The 17,637-nt window shown below is 45.1% G+C and carries 19 protein-coding genes and 1 other RNA gene; 13 read left to right on the top strand and 7 right to left on the bottom strand.

Going from position 1 to position 17,637, the window contains the following annotated elements:
- From IQ263_RS24495 to nuoK, 12 genes are all read left to right on the top strand, one after another.
- Nucleotides 1-1,453 (top strand): glycosyltransferase (locus tag IQ263_RS24495; protein WP_228050325.1); only part of this gene is annotated, 1,453 nt, incomplete at its 5' end.
- A 149-nt stretch (nucleotides 1,454-1,602) separates the two neighbouring features.
- A complete protein-coding gene (locus IQ263_RS24490; RefSeq protein ID WP_194070723.1) occupies nucleotides 1,603-1,845 on the top strand; it encodes a hypothetical protein in 243 nt (80 codons plus the stop codon).
- A gap of 219 nt (nucleotides 1,846-2,064) precedes the next feature.
- A complete protein-coding gene (locus IQ263_RS24485; protein ID WP_194070722.1) occupies nucleotides 2,065-2,721 on the top strand; it encodes a S1 family peptidase in 657 nt (218 codons plus the stop codon).
- Between the two features lie 2 nt (nucleotides 2,722-2,723).
- Nucleotides 2,724-3,302 carry a type II toxin-antitoxin system Phd/YefM family antitoxin gene (locus tag IQ263_RS30130; protein WP_228050324.1) on the top strand — a complete coding sequence of 193 codons (579 nt, stop codon included), beginning with the start codon at nucleotides 2,724-2,726 and terminating at the stop codon, nucleotides 3,300-3,302.
- On the top strand, nucleotides 3,299-3,562 hold the full coding sequence (locus tag IQ263_RS24475) for a Txe/YoeB family addiction module toxin (RefSeq protein ID WP_194070721.1): 264 nt from the start codon (nucleotides 3,299-3,301) through the stop codon (nucleotides 3,560-3,562). Before IQ263_RS30130 ends, IQ263_RS24475 begins: the two co-directional genes overlap by 4 nt.
- Before the next feature lie 98 nt (nucleotides 3,563-3,660).
- Nucleotides 3,661-5,382: a serine/threonine protein kinase gene (locus tag IQ263_RS24470; protein ID WP_339384750.1), complete on the top strand. Its 1,722-nt coding sequence runs from the start codon at nucleotides 3,661-3,663 to the stop codon at nucleotides 5,380-5,382.
- Between the two features lie 198 nt (nucleotides 5,383-5,580).
- Nucleotides 5,581-5,971: a transfer-messenger RNA gene (gene ssrA / locus IQ263_RS24465) on the top strand.
- Nucleotides 5,972-6,140: 169 nt separating this feature from the next.
- Nucleotides 6,141-6,272: a hypothetical protein gene (locus IQ263_RS29515; RefSeq protein WP_255515926.1), complete on the top strand. Its 132-nt coding sequence runs from the start codon at nucleotides 6,141-6,143 to the stop codon at nucleotides 6,270-6,272.
- A gap of 194 nt (nucleotides 6,273-6,466) precedes the next feature.
- Entirely contained in the window at nucleotides 6,467-7,585 is a 1,119-nt protein-coding gene (nuoH, locus tag IQ263_RS24460; protein ID WP_194070720.1) for an NADH-quinone oxidoreductase subunit NuoH, read from the top strand.
- Between the two features lie 103 nt (nucleotides 7,586-7,688).
- Nucleotides 7,689-8,264, top strand: a complete 576-nt coding sequence (ndhI, locus tag IQ263_RS24455; RefSeq protein WP_194011079.1) for an NAD(P)H-quinone oxidoreductase subunit I — start codon at nucleotides 7,689-7,691, stop codon at nucleotides 8,262-8,264.
- Nucleotides 8,265-8,380: 116 nt separating this feature from the next.
- On the top strand, nucleotides 8,381-9,004 hold the full coding sequence (locus IQ263_RS24450) for an NADH-quinone oxidoreductase subunit J (protein WP_194070719.1): 624 nt from the start codon (nucleotides 8,381-8,383) through the stop codon (nucleotides 9,002-9,004).
- 131 nt (nucleotides 9,005-9,135) lie between these two features.
- The gene (nuoK, locus tag IQ263_RS24445) at nucleotides 9,136-9,441 is read left to right on the top strand and encodes an NADH-quinone oxidoreductase subunit NuoK (RefSeq protein ID WP_228050326.1); all 306 of its coding nucleotides are present in this window, start codon (nucleotides 9,136-9,138) and stop codon (nucleotides 9,439-9,441) included.
- A 281-nt stretch (nucleotides 9,442-9,722) separates the two neighbouring features.
- On the opposite strand, the gene folB is transcribed toward nuoK, so the two are convergent.
- The 7 genes from folB to IQ263_RS24410 form a co-directional block, all read right to left on the bottom strand.
- Nucleotides 9,723-10,079, bottom strand: a complete 357-nt coding sequence (folB, locus tag IQ263_RS24440; protein ID WP_194070718.1) for a dihydroneopterin aldolase — start codon at nucleotides 10,077-10,079, stop codon at nucleotides 9,723-9,725.
- A gap of 153 nt (nucleotides 10,080-10,232) precedes the next feature.
- On the bottom strand, nucleotides 10,233-11,606 hold the full coding sequence (locus IQ263_RS24435) for a serine/threonine-protein kinase (RefSeq protein ID WP_194070717.1): 1,374 nt from the start codon (nucleotides 11,604-11,606) through the stop codon (nucleotides 10,233-10,235).
- A 130-nt stretch (nucleotides 11,607-11,736) separates the two neighbouring features.
- The gene (locus IQ263_RS24430) at nucleotides 11,737-12,153 is read right to left on the bottom strand and encodes a HEPN domain-containing protein (protein ID WP_194070716.1); all 417 of its coding nucleotides are present in this window, start codon (nucleotides 12,151-12,153) and stop codon (nucleotides 11,737-11,739) included.
- On the bottom strand, nucleotides 12,143-12,535 hold the full coding sequence (locus IQ263_RS24425) for a peptidase (RefSeq protein ID WP_194070715.1): 393 nt from the start codon (nucleotides 12,533-12,535) through the stop codon (nucleotides 12,143-12,145). The genes IQ263_RS24430 and IQ263_RS24425 overlap by 11 nt, the downstream gene beginning before the upstream one ends.
- Before the next feature lie 308 nt (nucleotides 12,536-12,843).
- Nucleotides 12,844-13,446: a hypothetical protein gene (locus IQ263_RS24420; RefSeq protein ID WP_194070714.1), complete on the bottom strand. Its 603-nt coding sequence runs from the start codon at nucleotides 13,444-13,446 to the stop codon at nucleotides 12,844-12,846.
- 89 nt (nucleotides 13,447-13,535) lie between these two features.
- The gene (locus tag IQ263_RS24415) at nucleotides 13,536-14,003 is read right to left on the bottom strand and encodes a hypothetical protein (protein WP_194070713.1); all 468 of its coding nucleotides are present in this window, start codon (nucleotides 14,001-14,003) and stop codon (nucleotides 13,536-13,538) included.
- A 44-nt stretch (nucleotides 14,004-14,047) separates the two neighbouring features.
- Nucleotides 14,048-15,334, bottom strand: coding sequence for a glutamate-5-semialdehyde dehydrogenase (locus tag IQ263_RS24410; protein WP_194070712.1), 1,287 nt, complete (start codon nucleotides 15,332-15,334; stop codon nucleotides 14,048-14,050).
- Between the two features lie 212 nt (nucleotides 15,335-15,546).
- On the opposite strand from IQ263_RS24410, the gene IQ263_RS24405 reads away from it, so the two are divergent.
- A complete protein-coding gene (locus tag IQ263_RS24405; protein ID WP_194070711.1) occupies nucleotides 15,547-17,271 on the top strand; it encodes a zinc metalloprotease HtpX in 1,725 nt (574 codons plus the stop codon).
- Nucleotides 17,272-17,637 lie beyond the last annotated feature (366 nt).

Genomic DNA, 17,637 nt, shown 5'->3' with positions numbered 1-17,637 from the left:
CCTCTCCCCCTCTCCCACTCCCCCCCTCTTTCTTTCTACTCCTTGGATTGGGGCGGCGCTAATAGCTTTAAATCCCCAAACTATTGCCTGGGGGCGGACTGGCGTTTCAGATATGCTGTTAGTCGGCTGTATGTGTTCGGCACTTCTGGCATTTTTCCTCGGTTACACCTTAGAAGAACAGAGAGAAAAAGCAGAATTTTCCACAGTTTCTGCATCGCGATTTCCCAATAAATGGTATCTAACTTGTTACGTACTAATTGCCCTAGCAATTCTGGCTAAGGGGCCTGTGGGAATTGTCATACCAGCGCTGATTATTGGCAGCTTCGGGCTGTATTTGGGAAATTTTCGGCAACTTTGGCGAGAAATGCGTCCGGTGTCTGGAATCTTGATTATTCTGGCGATCGCCCTGCCTTGGTTCGTTCTGGTTATTTTAGCCAACGGTCAAACTTATATTGACAGTTTTTTCGGCTATCACAATTTCCAGCGTTTTACTGAAGTAGTCAACAAGCACTCAGCGCCTTGGTATTTTTACTTTTTTGTAGTGCTGCTTGGTTTTGCACCTTGGTCGATTTATTTGCCGGTGGCGATCGCCCGCACCCGTTTTTGGCAGCGCAGTTACTGGCGCCGTCAACCGCGAAGAGATCAATTAAGTTTATTTGCCCTATTTTGGTTCGGCTGTATCTTTGGCTTTTTCACGATCGCCGTAACCAAATTACCCAGTTACGTATTGCCATTACTGCCCGCCGCTGCCATTTTGGTGACGCTGCTGTGGAGCGATATTATTGCAGGTAACGAACCCAAAAACAGGCCGGGAAAGTTAGAAAAAAAACCGAATTCTTTACCGCGAGGGCTATTAGTCACATACATTTTCAATGTTGTATTTTTACTAATTGTAGCCGGAGCAACTTTCTACTGCTACCACTGGCTGGGAGACGATCCGGCAATGCCCAATTTTCCGCAAGCACTTCAGCAGTCGGGATTGCTGATTGTCGGCGGTGCGATTTGGATAACTGCTGCAGTGGCGATCGCACTTTTGCTCTGGAAGCGGAAACAGCGCTGGATTTTGGTTGCCAACTTCATCGGCTTAGTAGCATTTATCATCTTTGGTCTCACTCCCGTCTACAATTTAGTTGATATCAACCGCCAGTTACCTCTAAGACAGTTGGCGCAGGTTGTTGTCCAACAAAAACTGCCGGGGGAAGAGTTTATTATGGTTGGTTTCTGGAAACCGAGTCTGGTTTTTTATACCGAAGAACCCGTGACTTACTACCGATCTCTCAAAGGGGCGCTTGATTACCTTAAGGACTCTAAAAACCCAACTTCTCCCTCTATTTTGTTGCTGGGATATCCAGAAAAATTTGTTCAATTGGGATTGCAGCCAAATCAATATCAATTGTTGGACAGTCGGGGCGCTTACCAACTTGCCAGGGTTCCGAGAACAGCATTTCGATAGTATATTTTTATGCGAGTGCGGTGAGCCGATTTATCTGATATTTGGCAGGGCAATCTCCCGTGGTTGCCCGTGAATCGATCGATGGTGCGCCTAGGACTGTAAAAGCTATAATCTACTCAATACCTAAAACCCGAAGCTCGGCGCCGATAATGGTTTCAATTCTCAACAAACCCTCCTCGTTAATCCATGAGATTTGCATTGAAAAGGTCGATCGGTGGAAGTTGTTCAAATTTAGTGAATCGCTGCAACAGCGCAGGTCACAATTGTTAGAGAAGAAGAAGGCCGACCAACTAATGGCAGAAGAGGCAGCGGAACTCGATGCCATTGGGGAATTAGATCGCATCTTTACCCACATCAATGCAATGATGGCGGCTCAAGATGTCGATCGGTGAGCTGACGAGACAGGCGGTTCGAGAAAGAGCGAGCTATTGCTGCGGCAATTGATACTCTGATCAGGTATGATGTTGAAGTTGCGGTACGATTTACTTAACTTAGAAACATAACTTTGGCGAAAGTGCGGTATGATCTATCAATGAGAGTGTTATTATACTGCTAGTGTGGTATAATTAATACTTATATGGCAAGTTCATACTTTAATCGTAAGAAGTCAAATGTCATACTCATCTCTCGCAAACATAGTATTTGCGGTCGGACGAACAGGAGCAAATGGGGTATCGCTGCTTGGTACAGCAACTCTACTCAATAGTCCTGGAAAGTTTGTTACGGCTGCCCATGTTACTAATAAAGATGAGCAGAATCTAGTCGTGGTTGTAAAACCTGATAATTCGAGCATCAAGGACTATCAAGATACTTCTGATGATCGAGTTCAGATGATACCGGTTCGCATTGAAGCTATTGATCCTTTCACAGATTTGTGTATTTTGTCGGCTGATATTGATTGGTTCTCTAATATATCGATGGGTAGCACAGATCTTCTAAATTTTGGCAGTGTTGTTGATATTTTTGGTTATCCTCACGCAGATCATGGAAGATTGGTACTCACTCATCAACGAACTGAGATAGGTGCCAGAATCTTAATTAAAAATGGAATAGTCAAAACGAAGCATGTCGTCCTCAACACTCAGGCTCGCCCAGGTCAATCTGGAAGCCCTATATTCTCTGCACAAACTACAGTGCTTGTTGCTATCCTGATTGGGTCATATGCTCCGGGTGGTGGAGGTGGTATTTCATTGGGTGGAGTAGATCCGCATACCCTCCATCAGACTACTCATGCGGTCTCTGTTGAGTACGTTAGGGAAATGTTGTAGATATGGAAAATAAATTAGAACAATTATTTCAGGTTGATAAGGAAGAGTGGCTCACAACGCTGCCTAAATACCAACAAATAAGGATCAAGGAGCTAGTGGATTCCACTAACTCTTACGAAGAGGCAGCAAAACAGTGGCTGAATGCAATGCCAGAGAACACATTCCCATTTGGAGCCGAACAAGCGAGAAATCTATTTATTGAAAAAGTCCGGGATGAAATTGAAAAATTCTTAAGCGGCGATGAAAAATACGCTGATAAACACAAACAGCTAGTTTCTTCGTCAGAGGTACTACAAAAAACTCTTGTGAGTTCTGTTTCAGCAGCAATCGCCCCAGTAATAGGTACAGCAGCAGTCTACATCATGCCTGTTGTTGTTCTTGTATTCATGACAATGACTAAGATTGCGGATCAACCCATTGTTATTGCAGGACAGAGTAGCAATGCAGTGTTATTTTCTGAAGCTGACTCGGCATCGGTGCAAGAAACACTGTATCTTCTCTCAGTGCCAGGGATGCGGGAATCGATTCTGGAAGGAATGGCAACGCCGATCGAGGAGTGCGCTAGGGAGTTGGAGTGGTGAATTGGAATCTGGTATATACCAAACAGGCACAGAAAGATGCCAAAAAGCTCGCTTCTAGCAATTTACGAGACAAAGCGCAAGAGTTACTCGACATCATTCAAACCAATCCGTTTCAGAATCCGCCACCCTACGAGAAATTGGTGGGAGATTTGGAAGGTGCATATTCACGGCGAATCAACATTCAGCATCGTCTGGTGTACGAGGTGATTGAGTCCGAGAATACGGTAAGAATTTTGCGGATGTGGACGCATTATGAGTAGTGTTTCTCACAGGTTAAGCAATACAGGAGGATTGCGATCGCCCTTGAGACTGGTAACTAGGCCCACCATACGTGCCATAATCAGCGATATTCTCTGGTATGCGATCGCCCGAAACTATGGATGCGCTAATCGGCAAAAGTTTACAAGGTGGAAAATACACCCTCGAACAAGAACTGGGACGGGGCGGCTTTGGAATTACCTTCCGGGCCAATCACCGGTACTTAGGACAGCCTGTAGTCATTAAAACCCTCAACGAATCTCTGCGGCGCGATCCAAATTTTGCCGAATTCGATCGCAAGTTTCAAGACGAAGCGAGGCGATTGGCATCCTGCGTCCATCCGAATATAGTCCGCGTCAGCGACTTCTTTGTAGAAGACGGACAGCCTTACATGGTAATGGACTACATTGCCGGTCAGAATTTGGGAGAGGTAGTCGCTGGAAACAATTCCCTCCCAGAAAATCTGGCAATTCTCTACATCACTCAAATTGGGGCTGCTTTGAAAGCAGTTCATCAAAAAGGCTTGCTGCATCGAGATGTCAAGCCACAAAACATTCTCCTGCGCCAAGGTACCCAAGAAGTAGTGCTGATCGATTTCGGCATTGCCCGCGAGTTTACAGCAGGTGCAACCCAAAATCACACTAATATGGTGTCCGACGGCTACGCGCCGCCAGAACAGTATTTCGCCCAAGGAAAATATACCCCCGCCACAGATGTTTATGGTCTGGCCGCGACGCTTTATACTCTGCTGACAGCACAAGTGCCAGTGGCTGCAATTCTCCGTACCAGCCAGCCGATGCCTTCACCCCGCGACTTGCGGCCTGAGTTAAGTACGACTGTCAGTCAAGCTGTGATGCGGGGGATGACTGTAGAAGCTCAAAATCGCCCTGGAAGCGTAGATGAGTGGCTGGGTCTGCTGCGCGGGCAGTCGCCGGACACCGGGCCGACGGTGGCGGTGATGCCGGGACATGGCGCTCAGTCGCCTGCAAATGTGAGAACAGCGCCTGCTGTGGTGTCTTCTGGGGGCAGCAACCGCAAGATTTGGTTGATTTTGGGGTTCGTGGCGATCGCCCTGTTAGTTGCAGGTTTGGTCGGTGTTGCGAGGGTTTTCCTCAACCGGCAACCTTCCGAACCCGCACCGGTAGCGAAGGACGATCGCACTTCGGCCCCAGCAGATCCAGACGCGCGCGTCAACCCCGCACCAATTCCCACTTCCACGCCCGCACCGGTTCCGACTCCCAGAGAAACTCCGCCGCCTGCTGCAGAAACTCCAACACCTTTCTCGCCTTCTCCAACACCCGCCCCTTCTCCAGAGGCTGTCGAACCCACACCAACAGAAAAACTTGTTGATAAAGAGTTGCCGCCCGATCGATCGCCCGCACCCAGCGACCAACCGACAACCAGCAATCGGAGGAATCCCGCAATCCCCGGATATGCCGTTGGTACGCCGGAAAGTCAGATTTTAGCGGAATTGGGACAACCCACGGACTCTCAAGGTCGGGGCTATTGGCCCAATACTCGCACCGCACTTTACGAAATATTGCCGAACCGAATTACTCTCGGCTACATTTACGATCGCGATTCCGACAAATTAGTGCAAACAGAGGGTTCTTTTGCCCCGTCGGTGGACGATTTGGTAGTCAAAACCGCCTTAAACGGGATGGTGGGCGGCGCAAGCCGGGAGATTTTGCAGGGGTTCCGAGATGTGCAGCAGCGCCGGACAAATCGGTTTACATTTAGGAAGGGTTCGCTCTCAGGTACGATCGAACGCAACGAGCGCGATCGGATTTACATCGGCGTTTGGGACGAAAATTTGCATTAATCCAGGACGATCGACCTAAGTTCGGTGCGTCAGACTGAAATTATCTGCGTCAATCAGTGTTTATCCGCCTGAAATCTGCGGTGAATGTATCGATCGACGACTTGTGCAAAATCCCCAATCCAAAATCCCCAATCCAAAATCTTCAATCCAAAATCGATTGACGTTAAACAAAATCTTCGCTATGATAAGAGAACACGAGGGGCTGTAATGGTTTCGACAGGGTGGCGAAAGCTGCTCCGTGATGCAGGTCGAGAGGGAGTCTACTCTCGCTAATATCGGCTCAAACAAAATAGTAAATGCGAACAACATCGTTCCTTTCGCTCGCAAAGCCGTAGCTGTAGCCTAAAAACTTCTTGAGCTTGGTTTAGAGTGTATGCAGCTTAACTCCGTTAACAGCAGCATAACAACCCCCAACGGATGCCCTAGCTAAACGTTTCTAGTCGTCTAGCCGGGAAAGCAATCACTAGAAAATCCCCCCATTTGGGATAAAGATGGTTCCCGCCCCAAGGATTAGAGGGGATAAACCTGTGAACGATCGGAAGGTAAATACCCATTTTGGACGGCAGTTCGATTCTGCCCAGTTCCATCGCAAAGGTGACGTAAAATCAATGGTTTAAGCCATTTGAAAGGCACTTTACAACATTAAAAGGGCCCAGAGTTAACTCTGGGCCCTTTTGTTTGGGCTAGATCTCGCTCAGAGGACTAAACAACCAGGGGTAGTCCAGAAACCGGGTTTTTGCCAAAATACTTCGTTACAGATGGCAGAAACGCATAAAAACCCGGTTTCTTTGGTATTTATGCCTCTAGCACTAAACAACCACGGGCAGTCAGCCAACAGCCAACAGCCAACAGCCAAAAGTCAACAGCCAACAGCCAACCATCAACCATAAGTTACCGCTCATTAGCCAACCTGGGATCTCAGATAATTAGAACTTTACCCCGTCCGTGCGTTCTGCGGGGCTGTCGGGCGATATACTTATAGGCGGTAAAGCATTAAAAATCTTTACAAAGACCCGCTCCCTAAGCCTGCTCCTACGAAGGACTGGTGAAAAATTATATGGCGATCGCTCATTGATCTGGAAACATGAACCCAGGAATTGACTTACAAGGAAGTTTCGTAGAAGCCCTGATCGATTTGGGCTTACCGGCGGACATCGCCCAAGTGCTTTGGCTACCTTTGCCGATGGTACTGATGGTTGTCGGTGCCGTCTTCGGGGTACTGACAAGCGTCTGGCTGGAGCGGAAAATTTCCGCCGCAGCTCAACAGCGGATCGGCCCGGAATTTATCGGCCCTCTGGGAGTGCTAGCACCCGTTGCCGACGGGCTGAAGTTGGTATTCAAAGAAGACATTGTACCGGCAAAAGCTGACGCGCTGCTGTTCACGCTCGGGCCGGTCATTGTCGTGATTCCAGTGTTTTTGTCCTACTTAATCGTCCCCTTCGGAGAGCATATGCTGATCGCCGACATTGGGACAGCAATATTTCTCTGGATTGCTCTTTCTAGCATTCAGCCGATCGGCTTACTGATGTCGGGCTACGCTTCTAACAACAAATACGCCCTCCTCGGCGGACTCAGAGCAGCCGCTCAATCCCTCAGCTACGAAATTCCTCTAGCTTTGGCAGTATTGGCAGTGGTGATGATGTCCAACAGCCTCAGTACGATCGACATCGTACAGCAACAAGCCGGCTACGGCATCCTCGGCTGGAATGTCTGGCGACAACCCGCCGGTTTCCTAATTTTCTGGATCGCAGCCCTCGCAGAATGCGAACGGTTGCCCTTCGACTTGCCGGAAGCAGAAGAAGAATTGGTAGCAGGATATCAGACTGAGTACACAGGCATGAAATTTGCTCTGTACTACATCGCTTCCTACGTTAACCTCGTCCTTTCTTGCCTGCTAGTAGCAGTTTTGTATCTCGGCGGTTGGGAATCTCCCATTCCTGTCGGAGTCCTCACCAATGCCCTGGGATTGAGCGAAACGACCCCTTGGTTGCAGGTACTTACTGGCTTGCTGGGCATTACCATGACCATGCTGAAAGCCTACTTTTTCCTGTTTCTGGCAATTCTGCTGCGCTGGACTCTGCCACGAGTTCGGATAGACCAATTGCTCAATTTGGGATGGAAGTTTTTGCTTCCCGTTGCTTTAGTTAATTTGCTATTAACCGCAGCTTTGAAGCTTGCCTTTCCCTTTGCTTTTGGCGGTTAATTGATAATAGGTAAAAGGCCATAGCTAACACAAATTAGCTGTTAACCAATTACCTGTTATCAATTAGTAATTACCAAAAACTCAAGTACAGAGAGAGAACACAATGCTAAAATTCCTCAATCAAGTAGGCGAATACGCCAAAGAAACTCTTCAAGCTGCCAAGTATATCGGTCAAGGGCTATCTGTTACTTTTGACCACATGAGACGTCGGCCGATTACGGTGCAGTATCCTTACGAAAAACTAATTCCTTCGGAACGTTTCCGGGGCAGAATTCATTTTGAATTTGACAAGTGCATCTCCTGCGAAGTCTGCGTTAGGGTGTGTCCGATCAATTTACCTGTGGTGGATTGGGAATTTAACAAAGAAACTAAGAAGAAACAGCTCAAGCACTACAGTATCGATTTCGGCGTGTGTATCTTCTGCGGAAACTGCGTAGAATATTGTCCGACTAATTGTTTGTCGATGACAGAAGAATACGAGTTGGCCGCTTACGAGCGTCACGAGTTGAATTATGATAACGTGGCTCTCGGACGTTTGCCCTACAAGGTTACAGATGATCCGATGGTGACACCCATGCGGGAATTTGCTTATTTGCCGAAAGGTGTCATCGACCCCCACGAAGTTTCCTACACCGATCGCCGCGCAGGTCTCCGTCCAGAGGAAATTGTCGAAAAGTAAGTAATTAGTCATTAGTCAGTAGTCATCAGTCATTAGTGAAATAACCAATGATTAATGACTGCTAGCTAATGAGTGAAAACCAACAATAGAAAACTAATGATTGAGGATTAAAAATTGTGAATCTAGCCGAAGGGGTTCAACTTGTTTCATTTGGCATACTCTCTGTAATGATGATTGCAGGAGCATTAGGAGTAGTTTTATTCTCCAACATCGTTTACTCAGCATTCTTGCTGTGTGGAGTATTTACCAGCATTGCGGGTTTGTACCTGTTGCTAAATGCTGATTTTGTAGCAGCAGCGCAAGTATTGATTTATGTTGGCGCAGTTAACGTCTTAATTTTGTTCGCCATCATGTTGGTAAACAAACGAGAAGACTTCCGCGTAATTTCCAACGCTTGGGTTCGTCAAGTAGCAACGGCAGTGGTTTGTGCTGGTTTGTTTGCGCTTTTGGGTACGATGGTAGTGTCTACTCCTTGGGCGATCGTGCCGATAACAGGAGCACCGGCTGAAAGTTCGATTGTAACGATCGCCAAACACTTCTTCACAGACTACTTGCTACCTTTTGAATTAGCCTCACTGTTTTTGTTGATGGCAATGGTAGGAGCAATTGTCTTAGCCCGCCGCGATTTCTTTGCGGATGAACTGTCAAGCAAACAATCAGAAACACCAGCTTTCAGCTTGCCAGAACGGCCGCGCGAATTAGTTTCAGCAGGTGATGTTTCCTCACCCGAAACAAAGTAATTCGAGGGTGTTTGTGGCGCACCTAATTTTGCGTAGGATTCGCCACAAGCACCTCATGGATTTATGCAAGAAGTCCGATCTGTCTGTTTTGTAGTAATTTTAACTGAAAGCAACTCAAAAAATTTATGCAACTGCAACTCCAGTATTTCCTGTTATTAGCTGCTGCACTTTTCTGCATTGGGATTTACGGTTTAATTACCAGCCGAAATGCAGTGCGGGTGTTGATGTCGATCGAGTTGATGCTAAATGCAGTCAATCTCAACCTGATGGGTTTTTCCAACTATCTTGACCCCGTACAGATTAAAGGTCAAGTATTTACGGTGTTTGTACTCACGGTAGCGGCTGCTGAGGCTGCTGTCGGTTTGGCGATCGTCTTGGCGATTTACCGCAACCGCAATACGGTAGATATGGAAGAGTTTAATTTGCTGAAGTGGTAATTCGTAATTAGTCATTAGTCATTAGTCATCAGTCATTAGTCAACACTTCGGAAAGTTATACTCGTTACCAGGCTAGAGCCTGGTAACGCATATCCGGAGGCTCTGCCTCCCTTTCCCCAAACGAGGCAGAGCCTCTGGATCTAGATTCCTTTCGCTAGAGCCTGGGAACCAGTGAATTAATCAATAGTCATGAGTCATCAGTCATCAGTCATTAGTGACAAAGTAATGCAGATTAAAGACTGATGACTAAGGACTAAGGACTAAGGACTAAGGACTAATAACTAATGACTTCTAGTAATTTCCAGAGTAATTCTGCCGCCGAAGTCAGGGATGGGAGCGGCAGGTTTGGAGAGTTGGAGCTTAACTTTTTCGACTAAAGGTAGTTCTAAAAGCTCTTGGACGATCGCATCTGCTAGCTTTTCTATCAATAAAAACTTAGAGTTTTTGACAAGCTGTTGGATCAGAGTAATTGCACTTCGGTAATCGAGAGTAAGTTTAATATCATCGCTTTTTCCGGCGGGCGACAAATCGAGCCAGAGAGTGACATCCACTTCAAACCACTGCCCCAAAACTTGTTCTTCTGCCAGATAGCCAGTGTAGCCGTAACAGCGAATTCCTGTAAGTTGAATAGAATCCATTTTGCAATAAACTAAAAGTGCGTTGCCTAACCAATTTGTATTAAACCAGATAAAGTTCTCTTTCTCTTCCCTCTCTTTTTTTGCCCTTTTCCTTCTCCCTCTGCGCTCTTTGCGCCCTCTGCGGTTCAATCGCTCTTAATTCTATCTTAAATATCAAAACTGTTCTCCCTTCTCCAATCTATCCAGAAATTTCTCAGCAACTTCATACCATTTCCGCCTGATCGGTGCATCTTCGGGCTTTTCTGTCAATGTACGACCTTGTAATTCTGGATATTTATTGTAAAACAATTCATCTACTTTATTATAAAAAATATCCGGCTCGATATTAAGATTTTTGCGACGCTTGCCAATCTTTTCTTGACGAGCGATTTCTGCATCCAAAGACTTATCTGAAGAAGGCTGCAGGTCTGTAAATTTTGGAATTTCCGGCAATTTGGGGAGACTAAAACCAGATGTAATCGCACTAAAAGCTATAATTCCCGGCAATAAAACTACGCTTAAACTCGCTATTGATTTCCAAGGAATTAACTTAAATTTGCTGGTGTTGCTGTTAACAACTGGATTGTTTTGCACAACAGGAGGGTTAGGGCTGTTGTTGGTAGCTGTTTGAGTGCTGTATTTGAAGGGGCGACCGACAAAGTTCATTGTCACCATTTGGGAGATGATGCTGCCAATTTGGGATAATTTTGGGTCTTTGAGTGCTTCGCGGACTTCTTTTGCGGACTGGTAGCGATCGCCCGGTTGTTCTGCTAGCATCTTATCCAACACTGCGGCTAAATTTGGACTGACTGTGACGCGCGATCGCCAATCCCAAGTTTTGTTATGGATATCGTACAATTTTTGAGGCTTTTTGCCACTTAGCAACACCAAAGCCGTGACGGCTAAAGCGTACAAATCGCTAGCGGGAGTAACTTTTCCCAGTCGCATTTGTTCGGCGGGCGAATAACCTTGTTTGCCGATCGCAGTATCCGATTGTCCCCTAAACTGAAATAGGGCAGTTGCTGCGATTTGCTTGACTGAACCGAAGTCAATTAAAAATGGCAGTTTGTCAGCATTGTGCTGGATGATGTTGTCGGGGGAAACATCGCGGTGAATTAAATTTTTGGAATGAATGTATTCTAAAACGGGTAAAATTTGAAATAGCAGTTGAGTAACTTCAGCTTCGGTAAAATTGTTACCTTGCTGTTGGCGAGATATAAGTATTTGTTCGTAGGTTTCACCGGGGATGTAGTCTTGGACTAAAAATAATGATGGATTACCGCCCAAATCGGTGCGAAGCAGTTCTCGAAAGCGGGGAATTTGCGGGTGTTGGAGGTTGTAAAGCATATTCGCTTCGCGATCGAACAATTCGGCCGCTTTGGGGCTTTGAACAACCGGGGAAAATTCTTTGAGCACGCAGTTTTCGCCGTAGCGGTTGATATCTTCTGCGAGGTAAGTGCGCCCGAAGCCGCCGCGGCCCAATTCGCGGATGATGCGGTAGCGTTTTTCGAGGGTGGAACCAGGGGCGAGGAGGGATGAGTTTGACATAAACAACGGTGGATTGTTCGAGTTGAGGAGTCCCGGAGCACAGTATAGCTTATTTCAGCTAAGTTTGGTTGAATGGGAGGGCGATCGATCGTTTGTTTTCAGGATAGATGAAGGAGAAGAGACATTTTGCTTAAGAGCGAGTATCTTGTTTTAAACTATTTAATGCTGAGATAATATTTTGAGCTAATTTTAAAGCATAGTTGACATCTTTTTGTAAATTAAATATAGTATCTGCATAATCAGCTTTATTTCTAAGCTCTCTTAATCTACTTAAATTTTCCCCCGTTTTTATCATTTCTTTGTTTTTAGATTTGTGAAAAATGAATTCCTCAGCTACATATTGATGCTCATTGATGTTTGAACTGTTTTTGCGAGATAGTCGGGGGTCTTTTTCAATATCGCGCAAGTAGTTTCGCGACAAGCAGAAAACTGCATAGTAAGCTCTACTTATAGCAGAACGTAATTTAGCTTCAACATCGTCTGAATCGCTCGACAAAGCCGCTAACTCGGTTGCTAAATTCAAATACTCAGACCAATCAAATTTCATTTGATTCCCATTCTAGATTAATATGCAGCTTATTGTTAGTCACAGAGCTTACAGCTTCTATCCACCAAGTCTCATCCAGAATCATTAATTTATCAAAAGCTTCATCGACTTCGAGTTTAGTATAGATATTAATCCAAAGAGTTTGACTTCCGGCTATTTCCGGGTCTGTTTTGACTTCTAATTCTAATCTTTCGCCAGGAAATAGGGTGGTAATTTGATCGTGAGCTTCAATAATTAAGGATGTAATTGTTTGTTGATCGATGATGAATTTAAAAGTTTCCCGTGAATCGGGGATGGTGTAGAGGGTTCTGATCAGATTAAATGAATTAATTAAATCATCAAAGGCTTTGCTCTTGACACCTGCATCTTGAGTAATGGTCATAAAGCTAGATGGGGAGAGGAGTTTGACTGTTTAAATTATAGTCGATATAAATTTTATGCGTTAAAACATCACTTGGGACAGTTTCAGGGCTTACACATGGGGCTAGAAACCCGGTTTCTACGAGTTTTGCGTTTGGTAACGAGAAATATAGAAAGAAACCGGGTTTCTGAAATCGCGAGTGCGATCGATAATTTGTGAATCGGCAAATCGCGATCGGGGCGATCGCACTATTGTATTTTTCCCAAGGTAATTCCTGCACTATCGATTCTCTTTTCTGAATGTTATAAATCTTTATACATCGCGTTTTTTTATTCCCAGTCTAGTTCAAATATACCATAAACCTTCTGCTTATAACGCTTCTCTGAATCCAGATTTACTAATTGCCAGTCGATGACCTCTCCATCTTCGTTTAAATACACCTCGGCACCACGTGGATATTCTTGCCCGTCGATCGTATGCACAGCAGACAGCACGATTACACTAAGTTTACCGTCGGGATACCGCCACACAACAAACTGCGAACAGCAAGGAAATCCTTCGATTGATCGATCTGCGTCTAGTTTCTGGGAATACTCCAACAATTTGCCAGTTTCATCAAAAGTCAGACGGCTATCTAACGGGTACAAAACTCCATCTATTTGAATATCGCAAGCTAGCGAAGCATTCAGCAACTGACCATTTTCGTGCAAGTAGACTATACGGTCACCAGGACAAGGAATACCATCCAAAACACTTGTCTGGGATAGCCAGCAGAGTTTAAGCCGTTCGGAAGGAAAAAAAACTAAACTACGATCGCCCAAACAGGGAATGCCCTGAATCACGGCATCGCTGGCAAGTGTAGCATCATGAACGGAGCCATTTGGGAAAAATTCAGCATCCTCATCTAGGAATTCTATACCATTTACTATCATTATCCCTGTCACCTTATAAAAAAAGTCAACTACTGACATACACCAACTCTAATCATCATCAGTGCGACTTTATACCACTGTTGGAAAAATCAGTCCTCCCTAATGGGATAAATTATTTTCTCAGTTTCAGAGCCATCTTCATTATCTGTTATAAAAGAATGAAACTCTACTATAGGGACATCATTTTCTTTTTGCAACCTCAAAATTTCCCAAACAGCAGGGTTATCTTGTACCTTAGTTGTGATGACCATCAGCCAATACGATTTTTCTAAACCTCGAACGAGTCGTTCAGCAATTGTATTTTCACCTTGATCCCAGAATGTAGTTGTAATTATTTTGGTGACACTTGCTTCATCATCAATTATCCTTAGTGTAGTATTTGATACCTGTTTACGATCTACATTTAAGTAATCAATTACTTTATCGTATTTTGGGACACAATCCCATCTGATTGTCTCATCTAGATATAAATCAAAATAATTCTCAGGTGACATTTCAATAGTATGCCACTGAGTATCATTAATGAGCTTGTAGTCTATAAAAATAGAGACTGACATTAGTTAACTCCGTTTAATAAAGACGGAAGTCTTCACTACAAACGTCATAACAACTCCCGATGAGTAAATTCCCGAGCATCTTTCCCGACATAACTCGCAGCAATATGACCATCTCCAACAACTCGATACTTATAGGTAATCAAACCCTCTAAACCAACAGGCCCGCGAGGCGGCATTTGCTGCGTGCTAATCCCCACTTCTGCACCGAAACCGTAGCGAAAACCGTCAGCAAATCGAGTCGAACAATTGTGATAAACTCCAGCCGCATCGACTGCATTTAAAAAAGTTTCGGCGGCTTCGCTATCTTCGGTAACAATCACATCTGTATGTCGGGAACCGTAGGTGTTGATGTGATTAATTGCCTCTTCCACAGAATCTACTATTTTGATTGATAAAATCAAATCGCTGTATTCTGTAGACCAATCTGCTTCTGTCGCTTCGGCAATATTTTCTAAGATGCGGCGAGTTGGTTCGTCTCCCCGCAATTCGACTTTTTTCTGCTGCAAAGCTTCCGCAACTGCGGGCAGAAAAATGGGGGCGAGATCCTTGTGAACTAACATAGTTTCAATAGCATTGCAGGCGGCGGGATATTGAGTTTTGGCATCTACAGAAATCTCTACAGCTTTCTGAATATCCGCTGCTTTGTCTGCGTACAAATGACAAATTCCGTCGGCGTGTCCCAACACGGGAATCCGGGTATTTTCCTGCACGAAACGCACGAAGGAATTAGAACCTCTGGGAATAATTAAATCTACGTATTCATCCATTTTCAGGAGTTCGATTGTTTCTTCCCGCGTGGTGAGCAACTGCACGGCTGCGGGATTAACCGCTGTTTCTGCTAATGCTTGATGGATGACTTTTGTCAAGATTTCGCAGGAACGAACTGCTTCTTTGCCGCCTTTGAGAATAACGCCGTTGCCCGATTTGATTGCCAAGGATACTATCTGAATTAAGGCTTCTGGACGCGCTTCAAAAATAATGCCCAAAACGCCCAAAGGACAGGTTACGCGCTTTAGGATTAATCCTGCATCTAATTCGCGGTGGATTTGCACGGCACCGATGGGATCGGGGAGTTTGGCAACATCTCGCACGCCTGCGATCGCACTTTTCAACTTGCTCTCATCCAACTTCAGGCGATCGTACAGCGGTTTAGCAATTCCATCCGCCTGGGCCGCCTTGCAGTCAGCAGCATTCGCCGCTAGAATATCCGCAGCAGCAGCTTCTAAAGCTTTAGCAACAGCCTCAATCGCTTGATTTTTGAGATTGGCGGACAAAACTGCCAATTTTCTAGCAGATGCGCGCGTTTTTTGGGCAATTTCAATAATCGACATAGCAGTAAGTTTTAAATAGTTTTCGGTTTTGAGTTGAGAATTGAATCCCCACAAATAAATTTAGCGGGCGGTTTTCACTCTTAAAAAAACAGACGAAATTATATATTTTTGTTGAGACTCCTTACCGCGATCCGTACTGACAGGTTAAAACAGTGAAGTATAGATAAAATCCCACGGCGATTACCATTTGTCAATAACCTTTGGAGATTATTATGCCATCTCAAGCTCCTTTACGCAAGGCAGGGCGATCGCCCAAAGCCGGTGTTAAACTTATACAGAAAACTGGCGGAAACCTCGTTTTAGCTTCCGGCGTCACCATCACCATGTTATTTGGTATGGTGTTGGCGCTATCCTTAGCCTCAGTTTTGATTATCAACAGTCCCGATCCAGTCACCGGATTGGCGATCGCACTTCCGATGACCCTAATTTTTAACATCGCAGCTTTTTTTCTATCGCCTTACTTGATGGACTTAACCCAAAATTGGCTTTACAATACTCGCTGGGTTTCCCTAGCAGAAATTGAAAACCTCAGTCCCGAAACAGCGAAAGTTATTAAGAAGGTTTGCAAACAGAAAAAACTGACTCAGCCACGGTTAGGAATTATCGACGACCAAAACCCCACTGCTTTTACCTACGGTTCCTTTCCTAACAGCGCTCGCTTAGTCGTCAGTCAAGGTCTTTTCACCTATTTAGACGACGATGAAATTGCCACTGTTTACGCCCACGAACTCGGTCACATCGTCCACTGGGACTTTGCAGTCATGACCTTAGCTTCGACTTTAGTGCAGATTACTTACTTAATTTATACCTTTGCCAGACGCATGGGTCGAAATGGAGGCGACAAAGCTAAAGATTTGGCAGGTAATGTAGCTGCTGTTGCTTATTTGTTTTATATTGCAGGCACTTATTTATTGCTGTATTTGTCGAGAACGCGAGAATATTTTGCCGACCATTTTGCCGCTGAAACTACCGGAAACCCCAACGCTTTATCCCGCGCTTTGGTAAAAATTGCTTACGGTATTTTGGAAGAAGGACAAAGAGGAACGGAACCCAGCCGCTTATTAGAAGGAACTCGCGCTTTAGGCATTTACGATGCCAAAGCTGCAACTTCTACTGGTACTGCTTACCGGATTGCGTCGGAACCCGAAAAAATTGGGCGAGTGTTTCTGTGGGATATGTTTAATCCTTGGGCTTGGTGGATGGAGTTGAATTCAACTCACCCGCTAACTGGTAAGCGAGTTCGCGCTTTGAGCAATTACGCAGAACAATTGGGCTTGAATATTGAGTTTGATATGGGCAGAATTGTCGGGGAATGCCGCAATTTGAGCAAGCGGAAATTGTACGGCAATTTTGTGTTCGATTTGCTGCTGTACAGTGCGGAAACTCTGGGCTTGGCGGTGGGTTTTGCGATCGGCATTTCGCTGTCTGCTGCGAATCAGATGATGATAGTTGCTTGTCCTTTGATCGGTTTGGGTACGGGAATTTTGCTCAAAACTTTGGTAATGTTTCCAAATTACACAAAAGCAGAACAATTGGATGTTTTAACCTTAATGTCTGACCCCTATGCAAGTCCTTTGCGCGGTCAACCTGCGAAACTAGAAGGCGAATTAATTGGTCGCGGCGATGCGGGTTATGCGTTTGGTTCCGATCTAAAATTGCAAGACAAAACGGGAATGATTTATCTGCGCTATGCTTCTCGTTTTGGGCCGATTGGTAATTTTCTGTTTGGGATGAAACGGGTTAAAAGTTTGATTGGTATGGATGTTAGCGCTTTGGGTTGGTTCCGCCGGGGTGTCGCGCCTTGGATGGATTTGATTCGGGTTGAAAGCGATAGCGGTACGACGGTTAGCAGTTATCACCGTTTCTGGTCTTTTGTGATGGGGATTGGTGCGATCGCGATCGGTATTGCTTCTCTATTCGTGTCATTTCCAGCTTAAAAATATAAAGGATACTCCCAGACACAAAAACTCGATCTGTAGGCTGTGCAACGCGCACCTTACCATTTTTTTCTTTGAAAGTTTGTAACTGGTTGCTGTGGAAGAGTCTGGGAACCCATCTAATATCAAATCCGGTAGCATCGGAATGATTCATATATATATCCTCTCCCTCTGTGTACTCTGTGTACTAATAAGGTTAAATCACCTGACGATGCAAGCGGAAACGATATAACCGCCGGAAAAATGATTGTTAGCGGGCGATTTTCTGTTTTTTTGAGGGGTAATTGACCAGATAAGCTGTTGTGCAAATAAACATTGTATATTTCGACGATCGATCAAAAATCTTCTCCCTCTCTCCCCCTCTCC

Origin of the sequence: Tychonema sp. LEGE 06208, from assembly GCF_015207505.1 — a bacterium.
Lineage (GTDB): Bacteria > Cyanobacteriota > Cyanobacteriia > Cyanobacteriales > Microcoleaceae > Microcoleus.
The sequence above is the reverse complement of the archived record's forward strand: the minus strand, read 5'-3'. Positions and strand labels throughout refer to the sequence as shown.